Origin of the sequence: Luteimonas sp. MJ250 (genome assembly GCF_039548455.1) — a bacterium.
In the GTDB taxonomy this organism is placed as follows: Bacteria; Pseudomonadota; Gammaproteobacteria; order Xanthomonadales; family Xanthomonadaceae; genus Luteimonas.
Genome location: NZ_JBCLVB010000015.1, coordinates 182,777 through 203,972 on the forward strand (window position 1 = coordinate 182,777; position 21,196 = coordinate 203,972).

Consider the following 21,196-nt stretch of genomic DNA (forward strand, 5'->3'; position numbering starts at 1 on the left):
CGGAAGGCGCCTTCCTATGTTTTTACCCGTGGCGCCTGCACAATCGATCTCTCATCAAGCGGAGTGTTGAAATGGGCCTGTTCTCCAGGATTTCCGAACGCATCTTCGGCCGCAAAAGCGCGCCGGAGTCCACTCCCGCTCCGGCCACTGGCAGCAAACCGGCACCGGTGATCTTCAGCGGCAGCCCGCAGGACCCCAAGGTGGCGCCGCCTGCACCCGCCCCCATCGCGGCCCCGCCGGCCGCGGCCCCGGTCGACGTTGAAGCGGTGCTGTCGGGGATGGCCGACGACAAGGGCGGCAAGAGCGACTGGCGCCATTCCATCGTCGACCTGCTGAAGCTGCTCGACCTGGACTCCAGCCTGGATGCGCGCAAGGAGCTGGCGGCCGAACTCGAGGTCAACGCCGGCGCACACGGCAGTGCCGAGCAGAACCTGGCCCTGCACAGGGCGGTAATGCGCAAGCTGGCCGAGAACGGCGGCAAGGTTCCGGATTCGCTGAAGGACTGAGCCGCGCGCGGCGCCGCGCGAGCACGTCGCGGCGCCCTCCCGGACCCATGACGCCCCGGCCCCGGTCGGGGCGTCCTGCGTCCGCTCGCCCGACAGCGCGGCGCCGCGACCGGACGCGTTACGATGCCGCCCCTCCGCCCCACCCTGCAGATTCCCCATGAAGGCCCGCACCTACGTCGCACCGCCGGGCACATGAGCAACACCTCACGCCGGGCCGCCGCCGGTACCGAGCCCCGGATCGAGCGCCTGCAGCCCTGGATCGCCGCGCTGCTGAGCACGCTGGTCCACCTGCTGCTGGCCCTGCTCGCGATGTCCGCCGCCCCGGTCACGATGTCCAACCCCGAAGGCAGCGCGGGCGGCAGCCGGATCGACGTCACCTACATCGACGTGGCCGACCCCATCCCGTCGCCGCCGGAGCAGCCACCTTCGCCACCGGACACGCCGCGCAAGCGCCTGCCGCCGCGCGAGCCGACCCGCCCATCGGCCGCCTCGCCGCTCCAGGTCACCCGGGTCGTCGAGGCCGAGGAACCCCTACCGCCGGATGCGCAGGCCACGGGCGAGACCGCGGCGCCTGCCGCCAACGCGGCGATGCCGTCGCGAGTGCGCCGCCACGTCCGCGGCCAGCCGCCGGGAATGCTGCCCGAATACCAGGCGCAGGTGAACGCCGGGCCCGCGCGCAGCCAGGCCACCGATCGCGGCCGCAGGTACAACGCGTCCGCTGCCGATACCGCGATGGAAGCCGGCGGTTTCCAGGTCATCTACGACCTCCTGGGCGAGACCAGGCTGCGCGAATGGCGCGACGCCGGCATGACCGAGCTCTACCTGCCGCTGCCGGGCACGCGCAGGCTCATGGTCTGCCCGCTTGAAACCGCGCTCCGGCGCGAATCCGGCCCCTGCCGCCTGGTGGAACCGGACGACCCCGGGCTGGCCGACATCGGCGATGCGCGCAAGGTCATCACCATGGACCGCGTGTACCGGCAGGGCGAACTGCTGTGGAGCGGACCGGGCCCGTACCGATGAACCATGCCGAACGGCACGTCCCCCGCGGGCGCTGCAGGCACACGCTTGCGCTGTCGCCCCTTGTCCCGCCCCCTCCGGAGCACCATTCCATGCTGCGTACACTGCTGCTGTCCTCCGCGATCGCCCTCGCCCTGGGCGCCTGCGACCGCACCGCCACCGAGCCGCCGATGCCAACTGCCACCACCACGCCCACCGCCCCCGCACAGGCGGAGAACCCGCTCCTGGTCGCCAGCACCCTGGCCTTCCAGGCCCCCGTGTTCGACCGCATCGAAGACGCGCACTACCAGCCCGCGATCGAAGAAGGCATGCGCCAGCACCTGGCCGAAGTGCGGAAGATCGCCGACAGCAGCGAGGCGCCGGACTTCGCCAACACGATCGAAGCGCTTGAGCGCAGCGGCGCCCTGCTGACCCGCGCCGCAGGCATCTTCTTCGCCATGACCTCGGCCAATACCAACGAGGCGCTGCAGGCCGCTGAAGAAACCCTGGCGCCAAAGCTCGCCGAGCACGGCGACGCCATCCACCTTGATCCCGCACTGTTCGCCCGCGTGAAGACCCTCTACGCCCAGCGCGCGGATCTCGGCCTGACCACCGAGCAGCTGACCCTGCTGGAGCACACCTACGACAACTTCGTCCGCGCCGGCGCCGAGCTTGATGCCGACAGCCAGGCCGAGCTGCGCAAGCTCAACAGCGAAGAGTCCTCGCTGACCACCGCCTTCTCCAACAAGCTGCTGGCTGCGACCAAGGCCGGCGGCGTGCTGGTCGATGACGTCGCGAAGCTCGAGGGACTCGACGAAGCCACGATTTCCGCCGCCGCCGAAGCCGCCAGGGCCGACGGCAAGGACGGCCAGTGGCTGCTGGTGCTGCAGAACACCACCCAGCAGCCGGTGCTGGCCTCGCTGACCGACCGCAGCCTGCGCGAGCAGGTCATGGCCGCTTCGCTGGCGCGCGCCGAAAAGGGCGACGCCAACGACACCCGCGCCACCCTCCAGCGCCTGGCGGAACTGCGCGCACGCAAAGCCGAGCTGCTGGGCTTTCCCAGCTACGCGGCCTACGGCATCGCCAACCAGATGGCGGCTACGCCCGAAGTCGCGCTGAAACTCCTGACCGACACCGTGCCCGCAGCCACCGCGCGCGCCAGCGCCGAGCTTGCGAAGATCCAGGCCCTGGTCGACGCCCAGGGCGGCGGCTTCACCGCCGGCGCCGCCGACTGGGACTTCTACGCCGAGCAGGTGCGCAAGGCCGAGTTCGACCTGGACGCCGAACAGATCAAGCCCTACTTCGAGCTCGATCGCGTGCTCAAGGACGGCGTGTTCTTCGCGGCGGAGCAGCTGTACGGCATCACCGCGAAGGAGCGCAGCGACCTGCCGGTCTACCACCCCGACGTGCGCGTGTTCGACATCTTCGACGCCGACGGCACCCAGCTCGCCCTGTTCTACCTCGACCCCTTCCAGCGCGAGAGCAAGCAGGGCGGCGCCTGGATGGGCAACTTCGTCGAGCAGAACGGCCTGACCGGCGACATCCCGGTGATCTACAACGTCGAGAACTACACCAGGCCCGCCGAGGGCCAGCCGGCGCTGCTGAGCTTCGACGACACCACCACGCTGTTCCACGAATTCGGCCACGCCCTGCACGGCATCTTCTCGAAGACGACCTACCCGAGCCTGGCCGGCACCAACGTGCCGCGCGACTTCGTCGAGTTCCCCTCGCAGTTCAACGAACACTGGGCGCTGGATCCGAAGGTGTTCGCGAACTACGCCAGGCACTACCGGACCGGCGAGCCGATGCCGCAGGAGCTGGTGGAGAAGATGGTGCGCGCGCGCACCTTCAACCAGGGCTATGCGACCACCGAATACCTGGCGGCCGCGCTGCTCGACATGGCCTGGCACACGCTGCCGGCCGGTGACGCGAAGAAGGACGTGGACGCGTTCGAGCGCGAGGCGCTGGCGAAGTACAAGGTGGACATGGCCGCGGTGCCGCCGCGCTACCGCAGCAACTACTTCAGCCACATCTGGGGCGGCGGGTATGCGGCCGGCTACTACGCCTACTTTGGCGCCGAGGTGCTGGACCACGACGCCTTCCAGTGGTTCCGGGAGAACGGCGGGCTGACGCGCGAGAACGGACAGGTGTTCCGCGAGAAGATCCTGTCGATCGGACATTCGCGGGATCTGGCCGAGGCCTACCGCGAATTCCGCGGCAAGGAGCCGAGCGTGGAGCCGCTGCTGGAGCATCGCGGGCTGAAGTAGGACTTTCGACTTGCCCAACATATTGCGTTGACGCCGGGCGCAGACCCCGATATGTTGTGCCCCGTCGGTTCCCGCGCCACAGGGCTCGGGATGAAAAGGGAAGCCGGTGCGGCGTGGTCGGGTCATCCGGCCACCGCCCATCCCGGCGCTGCCCCGCAGCGGTAGGTGGAAACGAGGTTGCACACGCACTGGGACGGTGGTCCCGGGAAGCGGCGACCAAGGCGAGGAGTCCACGGCATGACGCCGAAGACCCCCGGATCCACGAGCCCGAAGACCTGCCGACAGCCGCGCGCAAAGCACATCGCGCGGTGCCGGCTGCGGAATCTCCGGGGGGAGATGGCTGGTGAAGCACGCATGCGATCGCGATCCGTCCAAGCGGAGCGCGTCGCGGGCGCTGCGACGCCGCGTTCCCACCCTGTGGCTCCCAGGCCCGCCGACTGTCGAGGGACAGCGGCCGTGCGCATGCACCGGGAGCACAACCATGAGCGACACCGACGCCAGCACCGCGACCGCCGTCGCCACCTGGATCACCAAGGACGCCGGCAACCGCCGCCTCCCCTACCGGCGCGAGCGCCTGGAGCGCGCCATCGACCGCATCCACGGCGAGTTCCCCGGGCTCGGCATCGACGACTACAAGCGCGGCGTCTTCGACTTCGTCGAGCGCAAGGACGCGGTCAACGCCGACGACCTGGTCGACCATCTGATCCGCGAGGCCGAAGCGCGCGTGGACGTGGCCGCGCCGGAGTGGGAACTGTTCGCCGCGCGCCTCTACCTGCACCGCCTGTACAAGCGCGCCAGCCGCAACCGTTTCTACGACGTGGCGCAGGCGTATGGCCCCTACCTCGGGCTGCAGGAAAGCCTCGCCGACCGCAACGTCTATTCCAACGACATCCTGCGCGCCTACTCGCGCGAGGAGCTGCAGGAGGCGGGCAGGATGATCGAGCCGGCGCGCGACCTGTTGTTCACCTACAACGGCCTGTACCTGCTGGCCACGCGCTACCTCGCCACCGACGCCTCGCGCGCGGTGTACGAACTGCCGCAGGAGCGCTGGCTCACCATCGCGCTGTACCTGATGCAGGGCGAGGGCGGCAGCGGACCCGGCGACCGCGAACGGCGCATGCGCCTGGTCGGCGAGGCCTACTGGGCGCTGTCGAACCTGTACATGACCGTGGCCACGCCGACCCTGCAGAACGCGGGCAAGGTCGGCGGGCAGCTGTCGTCGTGCTTCATCGACACCGTCGGCGACTCGTTGCAGGGCATCTACGACTCCAATACGGACATCGCCCGCGTGTCCAAGGGCGGCGGCGGCGTGGGCGCCTACATGGGCTACATCCGCGCCTCGGGCTCGGCGATCCGCGGCGTGCCCAACTCGTCCGGCGGCGTGGTGCCGTGGATCAAGCAGCTCAACAACACCGCGGTCTCGGTCGACCAGCTCGGCCAGCGCAAGGGCGCGGTGGCGGTTTATCTGGATGTCTGGCACCGCGATATCGAGGCCTTCCTCGACCTGCGCCTCAACAACGGCGACCAGCGCCTGCGTGCGCACGACGTGTTCACGTCCGTCTGCATCCCCGACATCTTCATGGAGGCCGTGGAGCGCCGCGGCGACTGGTACCTGTTCGATCCGCACGAGGTGCACCGGATCAAGGGCTGGTATCTGCAGGACTTCTTCGATGAGACCCGTGGCGAGGGCTCGTTCCGCCGCAGGTACGACGAGGTGGTGGCCGACGAACGCGTCAGCCGCCGCACGGTCAAGGCCATCGACATCTTCAAGCGCCTGATGCTGAGCCAGCTTGAGACCGGCAACCCCTTCATGTTCTACCGCGACGAGGTCAACCGCAGGAACCCGAACAAGCACGCCGGCATGGTGTACTCGTCGAACCTGTGCACCGAGATCCTGCAGAACATGAGCCCGACGACGCTCATGCAGGAGATCATCAGCGGCAACCAGGTCGTGACCACCAAGCAGGCCGGCGACTTCGTGGTCTGCAACCTGTCCTCGATCAACCTCGGCCGCGCGATCCTGCCGCAGGACGGCCAGGGCGACCTGATCACCGACGTGCTGGAGCGCCTGGTGCCGATCCAGGTGCGCATGCTCGACAACGTCATCGACCTCAACCAGCTGCCCGTGCCGCAGGCCACGATCACCAACCGGAAGTACCGCGCGATCGGCCTCGGCACCTTCGGCTGGCACCACCTGCTGGCGCAAAAGGGCATCCAGTGGGACTCGCCGGAAGCCGAGGACTACAGCGACGTCCTCTACGAGCGCATCAACCGGCTCACCGTGCAGGCGAGCATGGCGCTGGCGAAAGAAAAGGGCAGCTATCCGATGTTCGCCGGTAGCGACTGGCACACTGGCGCCTACTTCCGCGACCGCGGCTACGACAGCCCGCAGTGGCTTGAGCTGGCGGCGCAGGTGTCGGTGCACGGACTCCGCAACGGCTGGCTGCTGGCGGTGGCACCCAACATGTCGACCGCGCAGATCGCCGGCAGCACGGCTTCGATCGACCCGGTCTACTCCGCGTTCTACTACGAGGAGAAGAAGGACTACCGCCGCCCGGTGGCCGCACCAGGCCTGTCGCTGGACACCTGGCCCTATTACGAAAAGGGCGCGTACAGGGTCGACCAGTTCGCCAGCGTGCGCCAGAACGCGCGCCGCCAGCGCCACGTGGACCAGTCGATCAGCTTCAACTTCTATGTGCCGAGCACCATCCGCGCCGGCACATTGCTGGAACTGCACATGACGGCGTGGCGGGAAGGCCTGAAGACCACGTATTACGTCCGCTCGAACGACATCGACATCACCGAATGCGAGTGGTGCAGTAGCTGATCGCGCATTGGCGCTTTCAGCTTGCACGGTTCGCGGGGCGAACCGTGGGCCCTGCACTTGCCTGCGACCAGACAAGGAAACACCATGAATGCTGTTGCCGCACCGCGTACCGCCACGCCGCTCGAGCGCATCCGGATCCTCGAGCCGCGGCATCCGAACCGGTCGACCGGGATCATCAACGGGCGCACGTCCGGGATACTGAACTGGAACGACATTCCGTATCCGTCGTTCTATCGCGCGTACAAGGAGCTTTCGACCAACTTCTGGATCCCGGACGAGGTCGACATGAAGGCCGATGCCCGCCAGTACGGCGACCTCTCGGCACGCGAGAAGAACGCGTACGACTCGATTATCGGCCTGCTGGCCACGCTGGACTCGCCACAGACGCGCTTCATCTACAACGTGGCCGAATACATCACCGACCCGGCCGCGCACGCCAACGCCGCGATCATCGGCCAGCAGGAAGTGATCCACAACGAGAGCTACAGCTACGTGCTGGCCTCGATCACCGACCTGGCCAACCAGAACCGGATCTTCGAGATCGCGCGCACGCACCCGACGATCATCGCGCGCAATGCGCCGATCATGGCGTCCTACGACGACTTCATGCGCGACAAGACCGCCGAGACCCTGCTGCGTTCGCTGATCCAGTCCTCGATCCTTGAAGGCATCAATTTTTATTCCGGCTTCGCCTATTTCTACAACCTGGTGCGCCAGAACCGCATGGCCGGCACCGGCAAGATCATCAGCTTCATCAACCGCGACGAGCTGGCCCACACCAAGTTCATCAGCGAGGTGATCCGCGCCATCGTCGGCGAGAACCCGGAGCTGCGTACGGACGAACTGACCGCATACGTGCACCGGGCCTTCGAGCACGCCGTGGAGCTGGAGGTTCAATGGACCGGCGAAGTGCTGGACGGCATCGACGGCATCAACGTCGACGAAATGATCCAGTACGTGAAGTACCGCGCCAACAAGATGGCCGGGATGCTGGGGATCGAAAGCCTCTATCCGGAATCCACCGGCAACGTCATGCCCTGGATCCGCGCCTACGCCGACAACTTCACCGAGACCAAGACCGACTTCTTCGAGATGCGCAACGCGTCATACAAGAAGACCAATCTCGACAACGGTTTCGACGACCTCTGATTCGCCTTGTTGGAGCTGCTCCATGCGCATATTGATCGCCTACGACTCGCTGAGCGGCAATACCCGCGATCTCGCGCGCATGGTGCGCGCGCGCTGCGAGGCGCGCGGCCACGCCGTGACCTGGATCGAGACAGGCATCCAGGCCATGGTCGATGCCGGTCCCGACCCGCGGCACGACCTCTACCTGCTGGGCACCTGGACCGACAACGCCGGGCGAACGCCTGCGGCGATGAAGCGCTTCATCGCCGAGCTTGTCGAAGCCGTCGGCAGGCCGGAGCAGCTCGCCGTCTTCGGGACCGGCGAAACCCAGTGGGGCGCGGAGTACTACTGCGGCGCGCTGCGGCGCATGGCCCGCTTCTTCGACAGCCGCCATCCGCCGCTGGAGATCGAGCAGATGCCGCATGGCGCGCGTGACGTGCTGGATGTCCAGCGCTGGACCGACCGGATCCTCGCGGCCGTCGCGGGCGCGCGTGTGCCGGCAACCGCAGGCGCCACCACCGGCGCCGGCTTCCTCCACACCCGACGCCAAGGACATGTTCCATGCTGATCATCGACGCCTCGTCGCCTGGAGGCATCGACGCCGCCATCGCCGCCCATCCGCGCCTGCTGGTCGACTATTACAAGGACGACTGCCCGGCCTGCCGCATGCTGGACATGTCGCTGCAGAAGTTCGCCGCCGCCCCCGTCGCCGGCGATCTGGTGCTGCTGAAGGTGAAGCTGGAAACCGTCGGCGAAGCTTGCTTCCGAGGCCTCGGCCTGCGACAGACGCCGACGCTGGCGCTGCATGTCGACGGCGCCGAAGCCGCGCGCCTGCCCGGCTACCAGACGCCGGCGCAAATCGCCAGGATGGTCGAAACGCATCTTGCCGGCACCAGCGCATGACAGCCGCACCGACCGAAGCGCGGATGCTGGACATCGTCTTTCCGGACCACACCAACCACCTCGGCACCCTGTTTGGCGGCCAGGCGCTGGCGTGGATGGACAAGGCGGCCTTCATCGCCGCCTCGCGCTACGCCCGCAGCACCGTGGTCACCGCGCGCTCCGAGCAGGTTGATTTCAGCCGGCCCATCCGCCAGGGCCAGCTGGTGGAGACCATCGCGCGCGTGGTGGGCGTCGGCCGGACGTCCATGCAGGTCGAAGTGGAACTGGTGAGCGAGGACCTGCTGAGCGGCGAGCGGCAGACCTGCACGCGGGGGCGCTTCGTGATGATCGCGCTTGATCCGGAGGGGCGGCCGCAGGCGGTGCCCGACGTCCCCACCGTCCAGCCGGCTCGGATCCCATAGTCCGGCAGGCCCCCATCGCGGAAGTAGCGGCCCATCAACCGGCCAGGCGCCGGGTGCGCCACGTGGTGGTTGCCGTTGCGGTGCGGATAGGCATCGGCGGCGAACGAGGCGACGAGGAGGTCGAAGTCGCGCGGTTGCGCATGCTCGAAGCCGACGCCTGCCCGCGTGCCGTCCTCATCGATCGTGGCGATTCTATCGCCGGACAGCAGCTCCAGCGACGCGCATCAGCCGCGGTCCTGTCCGGTGCCCAGCAGGAACCTCAGCCCGCGGATGAAGCCACGCGGCGCGACGGTCAGGTGGTCTTCGTCCTCCAGGACGTCGAGCCGCAATCGCAGCGAGGGATAACCCCGCGCCGCCAACGTCGCTTCCATCCTGCGCGCATCGCCCACCATGTCGTAGCGCTTCCCGGAGGCGGGGGATTCGTACTCGCCGATGTACATGTAGACCGAGGCGGGCAGGTCGGCGTGGACGGCGGCATAGCGGCGTTCGAAGTCGTCGATGGCGTTGCCGTCGTACCAGAACGACGGACTTCCCAGCACGTAGCCCGAGAACAGCGCCGGCTCGGAGAACAGGATCTGCGCGCCCAGCAGTCCGCCATAGGAGTGCCCTAGCAGCAGTTGCCGAGCCTCGTCACTGCGGAAGCGGGACGCGACGAAGGGAAGCACCTGGTCGCGCAGGTAGGCGGCATAGGCGGCGCCCTCGCCGTGCGGATCGACGGCGGCGGCCGGGCCATGGCGCCCGGGGGTCGGCGTGTAGTCACGGCGGCGACTGGTCATGGCTCCGTCGCCGAGCGCATAGGACAGGCCGATGAGGATGAAGTCCTCGATCGCGGGCCCGTCTCCGTTCAAGCGCCGGGCAATGTTGCGGACCACCGGGAAGGCGTAGTCCGCGTCGGTGACGTAGAGCACGGGGTAGCGATGGTCGGGCCGCTCCGCGTAGCTGGCGGGCAGCGAGACGAAGACCTGGTAGTCCCGGCCGGAGACCGGATCGGGCACGGTCCAGACTTCGGTGCCGGCGATCTCGTAGGGCAGGCCCTCGCCACGCTGGGTGCCGGATGGCAACACCCCGGCCGGCTTCGACGGGGTGGCCGCCGCAACCGTCCCGGACTCGTTGCCGGCATCGGCTGGCACGGGTGCGGCGATGGCGCCTTCGTCCTTGGCGCAGGCCGCGATGCCGGCGACCAGCAGCGATGACAGGCAGAGCGACAGCGGTGCGAGCGTGCGGAGCATGGACATCCTTTTCCGTGGAGTCGGTGCCACGGCCCTGGGCCGCGGACGCAGCCGGGATTCTAGTCCGCTGACGTATCCTTCCGCGCCGACTGTAGCTTTCAGATATCGAGCACGATCTTACCGAAGTGCGCCCCGCTTTCCTGGTGACGGAACGCCGCAACCAGATCATCGAGAGCGAAGTGGCGGTCAATGACGGGACGCAGCGTGCTCGCTTCCATCGCGCGCACCAGGTCCTGCTGCTGGCGGCGGCTGCCGACCACCAGGCCCTGCAGGCGCAGCTGGCGCCCGAGCGCCAGTCCCAGCGGGAAGCGCACCTCGACGCCCGTCAGCACGCCGATCAGCGAGACATGGCCGCCGGCGCGGCAGGCGAGCATCGACTGCTCCAGCGTGTCCGACCCCGCCACGTCCAGCACGTGGTCGACGCCGCGGCCGCCGGCCAGCCGGTGCGCGGTCTCGCCCCACTTCGGGTCCTGGCGGTAGTTGATCACCTCGTCCGCGCCCAGCTCGCGCAGGCGCTCGAGCTTGGCGTCACTCGACGAAGTCGCGATCACCCGCGCGCCCGCCAGCTTCGCCAGCTGCAGCGCGATCATGGAAGTTCAGGGAACTGGCGCGCACGCGCACGGTGATCTCGCCCGGTCCCGGCTCCACCGGCTGCGTGCTGCCGACCGTGACGTGCTCGAAACCGCCGCCGGCGGGGATGTGGATGGTCTTGATGCTCATGGGGAAACTCCTTATGGGCCGCGCCCGCGGATTGCGGCGCTGCGATGGGTCTGCGACCAGCATGCCTGTGCGGCTGTAAATTCCCGGAGCGCCCTGCTGTGCGAGACCTGTCGGTCGCCAGCAGCGGCCCGTAGAATAGAATCGTAAAGAAACCGGTTAGCTTTGGCCCGCATGGCCTCGCTGGAGCGCGGTTCGACGCATGAACAGGCGCCTGATATCGTATCTGGAACCGTAAAGAAACAGCGGCTCCACATGGCCCGCCCTCCTTCCGCCACGCTCGCCGACCTGCTGGCCCTTCTCGCCGGCGGCCAGGCCGTGCGCGCCTCCCGCATCCTTCGTGAACTCGGCATCAGCCGGCCGGTGCTGGGACGGCTGGTGCGCGAGGCCGGAGACCAGGTCCTGCGCGTCGGCCGGGCGCGGGCCACGGCCTATGTCGCGCGCGCCAGCAGCGAGGCCGGCAGTGCCTGGCCGCTGTGGCGGATGCGGCCCGATGCCACGCTGGAGGAGCTGGGCATGCTGTACCTGCTGAGGGGAGAACGGTTCCAGTTCGAACCGGCCGGCGAGCGGCCAAACCTCAACCGGCCGGTGGATGACGTGCCCGGCCATTTCCCCGGTCTGCCGTGGTTCCTGGATGACCTGCGCCCGCAGGGCTTCCTCGGCCGCAGCCTGGCCCATCGCAGCGGCCCCCGGCTCGGCGTTCCCACGGATCTCAAGCGCTGGCAGTTGCGTGACAGCCTGCTCGCCATCACCCGCACCGGCGGCACCGCGATCGGTGACCTGCTGCTGGGCAGCCACGCCGTCGAGCTGGCATTGGCCGAACTCGACGCGCCACCCGATGCCGTGGCAGCGGCCGGGCGGCGCACGCGGTACTCCGACTGGGCCGAAGCCGCCCTTGCAGGCGAAGAGGTCGGCTCGTCACCCGGCGGCGAGCAGCCCAAATTCACCAGCACCGTGCTCACCCCGGATGGCCGCTACGCCACCCTGGTGAAGTTCGCCGTCCACGACACCGGGCAGGCGGCGGCCCGCTGGGCGGAGCTGTTGGCCTGCGAACAGATTGCACTTGCCTGCCTGCGCGATGCCGGTCTGCCCGCCGCCGAGGCGGAACTGGTCGATGCCGACCGGCACCTGTGCCTGGAAGTGCGCCGGTTCGACCGCAGCCAGGACTGCATCGGCAGGCAGGGTTTCGTCTCGTTGCTGGCCCTGGATACCGCCTTCGTAGGCGCCGGAGGCCACGACTGGTCGCGGGCAGGCGAGCAGCTCGCCGCAGAAGGCCTGATCGACGCGCAGACGGCCGGCCAGATGGCCGTGCTGCACTGGTTCGGCCGCTTCATCGGCAATAGCGACATGCACGCCGGCAACCTCGGCTTCCATCTCGCCGACGCAGGCCCGCTGGCACTCGCACCCGCTTACGACATGCTGCCGATGTACCTCGCGCCATCACGCACGGGCGCCGCGCGTCCCGCCGTGCCGCTGGTTCTCGCGCCTCCGGAACGGACCGGACACACCGGCCACATCGCCCGCGCGGCGGACGCGGCGATCCGTTTCTGGGACCAGGTGGCCGGGTCGGAGCGGATCCGCTCCGCGGACCTGCAGCAAGTGGCACGTCGCAACCAGGAACTCGTGGCGCGGTATGCGCGCACGTTTGCGGCGGCCAAGGTCACGCCGCACCCGATCGCCCGGGCCTGAGGCCCCGCGCAGTGAGGCCTCAGCCCTTGACGCACACCACCTGCCGCAAGGTGTGCACCACCTCCACCAGGTCCGCCTGCGCCGCCATCACCGCGTCGATGTCCTTGTAGGCCGCCGGCGACTCGTCGATCACCGCCTGGTCCTTGCGGCATTCCACGTGCGCCGTGGCCTCGCGGTGCTGCTTGAGCGTGATGCGGTTGCGCGCCGCGGTGCGGCTCATCACCCGCCCGGCGCCGTGGCTGCAGCTCTCGAAGCTGTCGCCATTGCCCAGGCCGCGCACGATGAAGCTCTTCGCGCCCATGCTGCCGGGGATGATGCCGAGCTCGTCCTTGCCTGCACGCACTGCGCCCTTGCGGGTCACGAACATCTCCTGCCCACCGTGCGTTTCCTTCTGCACGTAGTTGTGGTGGCAGTTGACCGCCATCGCCTGCAGCTTGAACTTCGGCAGCTCCGCGCGCATCGCGTGCAGCACGCGCTGCATCATCGCCTCGCGGTTGGCGCGCGCGTAGTCCTGGGCCCAGCCCACGGCTTCCACGTAATCGTCGAACAGCGGCTCGCCTTCCATGAAAAAAGCCAGGTCCTTGTCGGGCACGTGGTAGCCCAGCACGCGCTTGCCCAGCTCCTCGCGGGCGCGCTGGATGAAGTAGCTCCCGATCAGGTTGCCGGTGCCGCGCGAGCCCGAGTGCAGCATCACCCACACCGCCTCGCCCTCGTCCAGGCAGACCTCGATGAAATGGTTGCCGCCGCCGAGCGTGCCGAGCTGCTTCTCGACCTTGTCGAGCCGGATCTTCGGATGCTTCGCCTTGATGCGCTCGAGCCGCTGCCACAGGCCCGAGCCGGCAAGCGCGGTCTCGACGCTGTCGGGCGTCTTGCGGTGCTCGCCATGCGGACCGTTGCCGACCGGGATCGCACGCTCGATCGCCGAGCGCAGCGGGCCCAGCGAATCGGGCAGGTCGCGCGCGTTGAGCGTGGTGCGCACCGCCGCCATGCCGCAGCCGATGTCCACGCCCACCGCGGCCGGGATGATCGCGCCCTGCGTCGGCACCACCGAGCCCACCGTGGCGCCGATGCCCAGGTGCACGTCCGGCATCACCGCCACCCAGGGCCCGACGAAGGGCAGGCTGGCGATGTTGCGCAGCTGCGCGCGCGCCTGGTCTTCCAGCGGCACGCCGCGGACCCAGCCCTTGATGGGCTTCTCGCCGTGGCCGTGCAGCCATTCGTAGTTGGAGGTGTCCATGCTGCGTATGGTTTCCGATCGGCGATGAATCGTGCGTGGCCGTATGCCGGCGCCCAGTGCCTACCGTGGAAACTCCCCGTCGACGTACAGCCAGCGCCCGTCCACGCGCTCGAACCGACTGATCTCGTGCAGCCGCACCGCAGGCGCGCCACCGGGCTTGTAGCGGGCGACGAACTCGACCACCGCGGTGTCGTCGCCGATCCCGGCATGGCGCCTGATCTCGAGCCCAAGCCAGCGCAGGCCCGGCGTGTCGTCCAGCTCGAACGGATCCGGGCGCGTGGATGGATGCCAGGTGGCCGCGAGGTAATCGCGCAGGCCGAGCACGTAGGCGCTGTAGCGCGAGCGCATGAGTTCCTCGGCGGTGGCCGCGGGCGTGCCGTCGTGCAGCGGCTGGCAGCAGTTGGCGTAGGTCGCCGAAGTGTTGCAGGGGCAAGGTCTGGACATGGTGCTGGCAGGTTACGACGGGATCGCGCGTTGGTCCGTAGTGGGAGCCTTTGCACCAGATGCGCCTGCGACCAGGCTTTCACAAGGCCGAATGGCGCCCGGCGCAAGACTCCCGCGAGACCCGCAACCGCCACCACGAAAGGAGCCAGCAATGAATCCGGACGAGATCATGCGCCTGCTGCAAGCCGCCGCCGTGCTGTTCACCCTCGCCGCCCTCGGCGGCCTGGTGATGGCCGGCATCCGTTTCAGGGGCCGCCGCAATCCCCCCGCCTGGCTGGCCATGCTGCACGGACTGCTGGCTGGCGCCGGCGTGACCCTGCTGGCCTATGCCTGGTACGCGGGCGACATCCCGGCACTGGCCCTGCTGGCACTGCTGCTGTTCCTGCTGGCGGCCGCCGGCGGCGCGGTGCTGAGCCTGGCCTACAAGTGGAAGCAGCGGCTGCTGCCCGCCAGCCTGGTGATCGGCCATGCGGTCGCCGCGGTGGCGGCATACGTGCTGTTGCTGGTTGCCGTGTTCGGCGACGTCAGCGCTTGAGGCCGGCCACGATCTCCGACACGTCGAGGCCCAGCTCCAGCTGCACGCGCACGTAGTCGCGCTCCTTGCGCGACAGCGTGCGGCCGGCTTCGATGCGCACGTCTTCCGCGTGCAGCACGCGCATGATCTGCGGCATGGCCGAACCGATGGCATCGGGCCCGTAGCCTGCCTCGCGGAGGGCGGCGCGGAGGAGGTCTTCAGCGTCCATGGCAGGTCCTGATTGGTGCGAGGTGGGCGTGCATTGTGCGACATGCGGCTCTCGCGCGAGGCCGGTGGCGCTCAGACCTGCAGCCGCTGCAGCACGAAGTGCCACGCCGGCAGCGTCGCCAGCGACAGCACGATGCCGTAGCCGACCAGCGCGGCCGCCAGCCGCGGCGCCATGCGGTGCGAGATCGCCAGCGCGGCGGCGGTGACCATGGTCGGCATCGCCGATTCCAGCACCGCCACCTGGCGCATCTCGCCCTCCAGGCCGAACCCCAGCGCGAGCGCCAATGCCAGCGCCGGCAGCACCGCCAGCTTCAGCACCAGCCCCAGCGCCAGCGGCCGCACCTCATCGCGCGGCAGCCGCAGCTGCACCGTCAGGCCGACCGCCAGCATCACCAGCATCAGCATCACCCCGGCCAGCTGGCCGAGCGCGGCGGCGATCCACGCCGGTGGGTGCTCGGGCATCAGGGTCAGGCCGAACACCAGCGCCCAGGCCGGCGGAAATCGCACGATGCGCAGCGCGATCATGCGCGCCGTGGGCGGTTCGTCACCGCCGTAGCGCGCCAGCACCACCAGCCCGAGCGTGGACAGCATCACGAAGGTGCCGAACTGGTCGTAGACCACCGCATAGGGCAGCGCCTGCGCGCCCAGCAGCGCCTCGACCATCGGATAGCCGATGTAGCTGGTGTTGCCCAGCATCGTGCACAGCAGCAGCACCCCGAGTTCGTCGCGACGCAGCCGCAGGCGCGGCGCCAACAGGCGCAGCAACACCCAGCTGGCCGCCGCAAGCAGCCAAGGCACCGCCACCAGGCCGAGCAGGTCCGGCTCGAAGCGCAGCCGCGGCACGTACACCAGGATTGCCGCCGGCAGGCAGACGTACAGCACCACCAGGTTGAGCGTGTCGGCGGCGCCCTCGGGAAACACCCGCAGGCGCGCGAACAGCATGCCCAGCGCCAGCATGGCGAGCATCAGGGCGAAGGCGTCGAAGGCCATCGAGGCCGTAATCCGTGGTGGGGAAGTAAACCATCATAAGAGCCGGGACCTGGCGCACCATTCGCCATTGGGCGGTGGTCGCCCGATGTGTCCACGTGCGCCACCATGTCGGCCTGCCTACCGACGGGACGACACATGGCTCTGCTCTACATGCTGCTCGTGGTCGCACTCACCTGGAGCCTGGGCGCCCTGCAGCTGTGGCCGCGCATGCGCTGGGTCCGAGAGCTGCCGCTGTGGTTGGGCGGCGCACTGGCGGTGGGCGTGGCGGCCTGCGTGGCTTGGGGGTTCGTGGGCGTGCTGCGGATTGGCGACTGGCAGTCGCTGTCGATGGACCAGGCCATGAATCGGGTCTTCGGCACCGGGTCGCTTTGGTTCCAGCGTTCCGGCTGGGCGATGCTCGACCGGGTCACGAACATTTACGTCACCCTCGATCTCGCGTTCACGCTGCTGGCTCTGAGCGCTGCTTCCATGCATGGCTACGTGTTCTGGGTCGGGGTGGCCGAGCGGCGGCGGCGGGCGGCGGTGCGACGCCTTCGCTGACATGCGCGACGCGCGCCTGACGCAGGACGTGTAGGCGACGAAGGTTCACCACCGCGGGCTTCGCCTGGCGGCTCAGAGATCCAGCGCAATCTTGCCGAAGTGCCGACCGCTCGTCTGGTGCTGGAACGCCGCACAAGGTCCTCGATCGGGAAGTGCCGATCGATCACCGGACGCAGGTCGCTGGCTTCAGCGCCCGGATCATAGGTGCGGACCAGCAACACGTCGTCGCCGCGTGCCGTCAGCTCGAACAGGACGGATCCGGCCGCCGTGTTCGCCAACGTCATCAGCGGCCGCGGCGCCTGGACGGTGCGCTACGCCGAGTACGGCAAGCCGAGCTTCTGCATCGTGCTCGAGGGCGGCTGCCGCCTGGCCATCGACGGCTACGCGCCGTTCGCCATCGGCGCCGGCGATTTCATCCTGCTGCCGACCACCCCGGCCTTCACCCTCGCAAGCCACGACCCGCCGCAGCCGGTGCTGCGCGATCCCCACGCCCTGCCGAGCGACGGCAGCGAGGTGCGCTACGGCGAACGATAGGCGCACCCGACATGCGCGCGCTCGGCGGCTACTTTGTTAACCTGCGGCCTCAAACACTCGCGCCTGCCGTACGCTCTCGTGTTCTTCCGCCAGACTAGCTGCGACTTTCGCGGAACGCTTCTCATCTGACGCCCCTGCGAAATCTTCAGTCATGTTAGAAATCCCTCTGCTCAACACTGAGCTCGCAATTGTGCCTTGGCCAAGCTCGGCGCCGCTGAAGTAGCCAAGACTGCAGCCCATTAGGCCATTAGTCTCCTGCACTTCGAAGACCGCGGGGACCTGCCATGGCGACACGCCAGTAATCCGAATCGATCGGATCTAGTGGCTCGCAGCCGGCGAGTTCTTGCCGCAGTTGTAGCAAGTTCGGTAGTCCGAGAGCTGCCGGCCCCAGTAGAGTTTGCCATCGCGAATCCTGCCCGCAGGACCGCTGCAATAGTCACAGGACGGCCCCTCGCCTCGCTCCCACCTGTAAAGCGCCCAGCCGATGGCCGCGAGCCAGATGGCCGCCGCCGTACAAGCGCCGAGTGGCAGCCGAGCCGCCACCCTCGAGAGGTCTGGGGCTGCAGCCGCCAACCCGAACCGACCCAACAGGTAGGACACAATAAAGCTCCCCAGGCAAAGCGCAATCGGCCCCCTAAACGCACGAAACATCACCGCATTCCAGTTCATCACTCCGCTCCAGCTGTCCCCCGACCTGGATCGAGCTTACGGATGCCAGTCGCACGGGCTGAGATGCGGCAGCACGGCAATGTGTCGAAGCCCCCGTCATCAATCAACGGCTTCGACCGTAACGTGTTGTTTCGATTGGAGCATCGACAAGTTGGGCCTAGACTGCGTTGGAATCGGCAGGAAGTGCAGTCCGCGCGCCCTTCCCATCGACAGGAGATCACATGCGCTCCAACCGCTACGAGGAAGCCGCCGAGGAGCGGCGCAGACTGGAAAACGAACTGTGGCGCGCTCGCGAGACGGTCATGAGTCTGATGACTGCAGAAGCCAAAGCCATCCTCAGCAGCTACGTCAGTAAGCCGGCTGGCGAAGCTGTTTGGCATTGGGTACCCAGGGCACCGAGCGGATCGTGGACCTCTGCGACGGCGTCACTCAGGAGAGGTATGGGGGGATATCCGCTGGGCTCGCCACGCGCGCTGTATCAGCTATGCAAAAGCGGCACAAGTTCGCCATACGAAAAAGGATCTGCCATTCCTGAGGGCCTGACGCGCCATCTACTCGGGACCTACAACTCACACCAATGCGGAGCTTTCGGAGTAGCCGTAGCACTGGCGCGAGAATCGGCAAAATGGGCTCAGGTACGTGCCGCCGTCGCGCCGCCCCCATTGCACGCCCAAACCTCACCAGCGCACGTCTAAGGCCAGACAAGCCGAGGAAGAACCCGGTGACCTAACTACTCATCGGACTGACGGTTGCTTCCACCAATCCTTGCGCCCGCGCCCCTTCCTGTGAGCGTTCTCTCTGGCTTGGGCCTCGGCCTTCTCTTCTGGCGTGCGGGTATCCGGCCCTATCGGCGTGCTGAGCGGTTCGCCCGTGCATTCGCGTAGGGTCCACTTCTTTTGTTCGTCATCCATGCCGTCAGGATAGCGACCGGCGTCTCAGCACTCGCGACGCTCGCCGTCATAGCCTGACGCCGAGCCAGCGCGGAGTAGCACATAAAGCAGTCCACCAAGGTCGTGAGCAACCCCACCCCAGTGCCCAGAAAAGTCGCGTAATACCTTGGCAGAAGGATGACTTGGGTCTAAGAGCAGCTCAATATGGCGGGCGCTACTGACACTAGAGGCACGGCATGTCCGACTATTCCACCGAGACATTCTATTCAGATGCCCAGACTGCAGGACGAGAGCTCCTCTTCATTGCGGAATGGATCATCGTCGTGGTCGCATTCTCGTGGGCTGCCGAAAAGGGCTTGTCCCTGGCACTGTACTACTTCGCGCTTACTCTCTACCTGCTACTTGCGGCGTACGTTGCCGTGACCATCAATAGGTTTCTTTGGTGGGTGTTCCCATTGATCGGCCCTAACAAGCCACGGAGCCCCAAAACTATTGCAGCGGCGATCTTATCCTTGACGATCGCCTATGGCAGCATGATGCTAATTGATGTGTCATTCGTGACCCTAATGTGCGCGGAGTCGGTGGCTACAAAGCAAGCGCAGTGCGCAAAGGACCGGCCCAAATCGGAAAGGACGCTATATCCGAGCTGGCTGCGGAAGTCAGTTGACACAAAGCAGCCTGCCCCAACAACTAACACAGGGTCAGAGATAGATCCTGAAGCTAACGCTGGCTCATTTGACGTCAGCCGGAGGCTAGTAAACCTTGTCGACAATGATTAGCACTGCTTTTTGATGTGCAGGAGAACTGTAGGTAACGGTTACGTCAGCCACAATTTCGGGCCGAAAGGCAGCCTTGCTTGCCTCAGATTCAGAAGCGAACACTAGTCTGGTGCGAGTCTCAATCTGCCCTGGTATCGATGCGGCCCAGCCCTTTACGGCGGAGTCATTATCAGTTGCTCGCAACTTTACCCTGACTCGCGAGAGCGACGCATCTTCTGACGTATCTTCCGGATCGACTGAACTCGGTAGCGACGCGGCGGTTCTCTGAGACACGACTTGAATCTGCGACCCGTTGTCGCCCTCGAACTCCAATGCCACGCCCTGCTCCCGTGCGGGAGCAGTCGCGTCCATCGCTGCCTGCACCCGCCGCTGGTTGGACGTGCGGTTAATAGCGGATTCGATAGCTGCCTCAAACTCTTTCGGCGTGCGCGCGTAGGTCTCAGCACCAATGATTACGACGGCGTTGTTGTCGCCTTCAATGTGGCTGAGCATCCCATTCGGCTGCCCACCGGGAAGCAGACCCAAACCGTTAAGCACAAGAGCCCCAACCAGAACCCCGATGGCAATTTTCAGCACTGGCGTTCCTCCTTCCCACGCGGCCTTCACACTATCCGACAACGAGTCGAGACACTTTTGATAGTCTTCCTCCGACTTGAACAACAACTTGATTTTTAGGTCTTCAATGAAACTGCCGTCCTCAAGGCCACTGACCTGAAGTTCGGCCTCCTTAACCTTTGCACCGGTCACGGCGTAAATGGCCTTCGGCAATTGCACCTTGACGATGCGCTCCATCCCACGCAGGGATGCAATCACTGCCTCAACGCTGACCGGCTCGTTCGTCCTAAAGCGTATCCGATGCTCGACGATAACCAGATAAGGAACTTTCGCGCGGCGGGCCTTTTTCCTGTTCCGCAACGCTCGCAGCGATTTTTTCGTACGCCGCCGCCCGCCACCGCCTACGTTCCCTATTGGCATCCCCCCCTCCTAAGCATCTATTCCCCGACCTCCGAGGATTGCATAGTGCGCCGCCCCCGTCACTAGCGACACCCGCTCCTCCATGGCGCACCAAGATTTCTGCCCCACAAGCTACGCTAAAGTCACAGCGCCCAGCCGGACACTGCGGCCGTGAGAGGCGCTCAACTGGAAGGGGAACGCATAGCCGCCGCAGTAAGCTGTCAGCTCTCTTGGGGGATGTCCCATGCGCAGGAAAGTCAAATGGCAGTTCGTCTCGAGGCTACGCCCCCCGGTTTTGAGTAGCACGGCGATCTGGAGTCCAATTCCCCAAAGCCAGGACGTGGACGCGATCATCCTGTGCACCAGCCACCAGCGCCACTTCCCTTTACTGTCCGACGAACCGATCCTGCGTACCAGCAACCGCCTGTACCCCCGGAAGCTGTACAAGGGCGTGCTCTGGATCGACAAACCGAGGCTGGTCTATCTCGGCATGCAGGACCAGTACTACACGTTCAACATGCTCTATGCTCAGGCTTGGCTGGCGCGTGACGTGATTCTGTGCCGCAGCGCGCTGCCCGCCCCAGAGGCCATGCGTGCCGACAGCGACGCCTGGTTCGCGCGCGACCCAGCTTGAGGAGAAGTAGACGCTGGTGTCTGCGGTGGCCCGACGCGGTAGCGCCGTCGCTGCCGCTTCGCTGAGGCGCCTGAGCTCAGCGGGTCCGGTGCCGCCTTCGGCACCAAGCTGCCGGTTCAA

General features: G+C 67.0%; 19 protein-coding genes, 2 pseudogenes and 1 riboswitch. Of the genes and pseudogenes, 13 read left to right on the forward strand and 8 right to left on the reverse strand.

Annotation, left to right across the window (positions count from 1 at the left end; genetic code table 11):
• Positions 1-71 precede the first annotated feature (71 nt).
• The 8 genes and pseudogenes from WCE37_RS13435 to WCE37_RS13470 all read left to right on the forward strand — a co-directional run bounded on the left by WCE37_RS13435 (position 72) and on the right by WCE37_RS13470 (position 9,028).
• Positions 72-506: a DUF3597 domain-containing protein gene (locus tag WCE37_RS13435; protein WP_343279800.1), complete on the forward strand. Its 435-nt coding sequence runs from the start codon at positions 72-74 to the stop codon at positions 504-506.
• 192 nt (positions 507-698) lie between these two features.
• Positions 699-1,526 (forward strand): type II toxin-antitoxin system RelE/ParE family toxin, encoded by an 828-nt coding sequence (locus WCE37_RS13440; protein ID WP_343279801.1) that lies wholly within the window; start codon positions 699-701, stop codon positions 1,524-1,526.
• 89 nt (positions 1,527-1,615) lie between these two features.
• A complete protein-coding gene (gene dcp, locus WCE37_RS13445) occupies positions 1,616-3,769 on the forward strand; it encodes a peptidyl-dipeptidase Dcp (RefSeq protein WP_343279802.1) in 2,154 nt (717 codons plus the stop codon).
• 48 nt (positions 3,770-3,817) lie between these two features.
• Positions 3,818-4,067, forward strand: a riboswitch (cobalamin riboswitch).
• A gap of 216 nt (positions 4,068-4,283) precedes the next feature.
• A pseudogene (locus WCE37_RS13450) lies at positions 4,284-6,596 on the forward strand (ribonucleoside-diphosphate reductase subunit alpha); the annotation flags it as partial.
• 84 nt (positions 6,597-6,680) lie between these two features.
• Positions 6,681-7,745, forward strand: a complete 1,065-nt coding sequence (locus WCE37_RS13455; protein WP_343277162.1) for a ribonucleotide-diphosphate reductase subunit beta — start codon at positions 6,681-6,683, stop codon at positions 7,743-7,745.
• Positions 7,746-7,767: 22 nt separating this feature from the next.
• Positions 7,768-8,292 (forward strand): flavodoxin, encoded by a 525-nt coding sequence (locus WCE37_RS13460; protein WP_343279803.1) that lies wholly within the window; start codon positions 7,768-7,770, stop codon positions 8,290-8,292.
• The gene (locus WCE37_RS13465; protein ID WP_343277164.1) at positions 8,286-8,627 is read left to right on the forward strand and encodes a thioredoxin family protein; all 342 of its coding nucleotides are present in this window, start codon (positions 8,286-8,288) and stop codon (positions 8,625-8,627) included. The genes WCE37_RS13460 and WCE37_RS13465 overlap by 7 nt, the downstream gene beginning before the upstream one ends.
• A complete protein-coding gene (locus WCE37_RS13470; protein WP_343277165.1) occupies positions 8,624-9,028 on the forward strand; it encodes an acyl-CoA thioesterase in 405 nt (134 codons plus the stop codon). Before WCE37_RS13465 ends, WCE37_RS13470 begins: the two co-directional genes overlap by 4 nt.
• A gap of 224 nt (positions 9,029-9,252) precedes the next feature.
• Here WCE37_RS13470 and WCE37_RS13475 read toward each other — a convergent pair whose 3' ends face one another.
• The 3 genes and pseudogenes from WCE37_RS13475 to WCE37_RS13485 all read right to left on the reverse strand — a co-directional run bounded on the left by WCE37_RS13475 (position 9,253) and on the right by WCE37_RS13485 (position 10,977).
• The gene (locus tag WCE37_RS13475) at positions 9,253-10,257 is read right to left on the reverse strand and encodes an alpha/beta hydrolase-fold protein (RefSeq protein ID WP_343279804.1); all 1,005 of its coding nucleotides are present in this window, start codon (positions 10,255-10,257) and stop codon (positions 9,253-9,255) included.
• Positions 10,258-10,355: 98 nt separating this feature from the next.
• Positions 10,356-10,841, reverse strand: a pseudogene (locus WCE37_RS13480) (NAD(P)-dependent alcohol dehydrogenase); the annotation flags it as partial.
• Positions 10,786-10,977 (reverse strand): hypothetical protein, encoded by a 192-nt coding sequence (locus WCE37_RS13485; RefSeq protein ID WP_343279805.1) that lies wholly within the window; start codon positions 10,975-10,977, stop codon positions 10,786-10,788. The pseudogene WCE37_RS13480 and the gene WCE37_RS13485, both read right to left, overlap by 56 nt.
• Before the next feature lie 252 nt (positions 10,978-11,229).
• Between WCE37_RS13485 and yjjJ the strand changes: the two genes are divergently transcribed.
• The gene (gene yjjJ, locus WCE37_RS13490; RefSeq protein ID WP_343279806.1) at positions 11,230-12,663 is read left to right on the forward strand and encodes a type II toxin-antitoxin system HipA family toxin YjjJ; all 1,434 of its coding nucleotides are present in this window, start codon (positions 11,230-11,232) and stop codon (positions 12,661-12,663) included.
• A gap of 19 nt (positions 12,664-12,682) precedes the next feature.
• Here the strand turns inward: yjjJ and WCE37_RS13495 are convergent, their stop codons facing one another.
• A complete protein-coding gene (locus WCE37_RS13495) occupies positions 12,683-13,900 on the reverse strand; it encodes an RtcB family protein (RefSeq protein ID WP_343279807.1) in 1,218 nt (405 codons plus the stop codon).
• Positions 13,901-13,960: 60 nt separating this feature from the next.
• A complete protein-coding gene (locus WCE37_RS13500) occupies positions 13,961-14,344 on the reverse strand; it encodes a YchJ family protein (protein ID WP_343279808.1) in 384 nt (127 codons plus the stop codon).
• 151 nt (positions 14,345-14,495) lie between these two features.
• Between WCE37_RS13500 and WCE37_RS13505 the strand changes: the two genes are divergently transcribed.
• Complete coding sequence (locus WCE37_RS13505; RefSeq protein WP_343279809.1) at positions 14,496-14,879, forward strand: hypothetical protein; 384 nt, start codon at positions 14,496-14,498, stop codon at positions 14,877-14,879.
• Here the strand turns inward: WCE37_RS13505 and WCE37_RS13510 are convergent.
• Entirely contained in the window at positions 14,869-15,087 is a 219-nt protein-coding gene (locus WCE37_RS13510) for a polyprenyl synthetase (RefSeq protein WP_343279810.1), read from the reverse strand. The genes WCE37_RS13505 and WCE37_RS13510 overlap by 11 nt on opposite strands.
• A gap of 71 nt (positions 15,088-15,158) precedes the next feature.
• A complete protein-coding gene (locus WCE37_RS13515) occupies positions 15,159-16,076 on the reverse strand; it encodes an AEC family transporter (protein WP_343279811.1) in 918 nt (305 codons plus the stop codon).
• A gap of 135 nt (positions 16,077-16,211) precedes the next feature.
• On the opposite strand from WCE37_RS13515, the gene WCE37_RS13520 reads away from it, so the two are divergent.
• Positions 16,212-16,616, forward strand: a complete 405-nt coding sequence (locus WCE37_RS13520; RefSeq protein WP_343279812.1) for a hypothetical protein — start codon at positions 16,212-16,214, stop codon at positions 16,614-16,616.
• A gap of 267 nt (positions 16,617-16,883) precedes the next feature.
• Positions 16,884-17,150, forward strand: a complete 267-nt coding sequence (locus WCE37_RS13525) for a cupin domain-containing protein (RefSeq protein WP_343279813.1) — start codon at positions 16,884-16,886, stop codon at positions 17,148-17,150.
• Between the two features lie 2,311 nt (positions 17,151-19,461).
• Here WCE37_RS13525 and WCE37_RS13530 read toward each other — a convergent pair.
• Positions 19,462-20,280 (reverse strand): hypothetical protein, encoded by an 819-nt coding sequence (locus WCE37_RS13530; protein ID WP_343279814.1) that lies wholly within the window; start codon positions 20,278-20,280, stop codon positions 19,462-19,464.
• A gap of 502 nt (positions 20,281-20,782) precedes the next feature.
• Between WCE37_RS13530 and WCE37_RS13535 the strand changes: the two genes are divergently transcribed.
• Positions 20,783-21,076: a hypothetical protein gene (locus WCE37_RS13535; RefSeq protein ID WP_343279815.1), complete on the forward strand. Its 294-nt coding sequence runs from the start codon at positions 20,783-20,785 to the stop codon at positions 21,074-21,076.
• Positions 21,077-21,196: the final 120 nt, after the last annotated feature.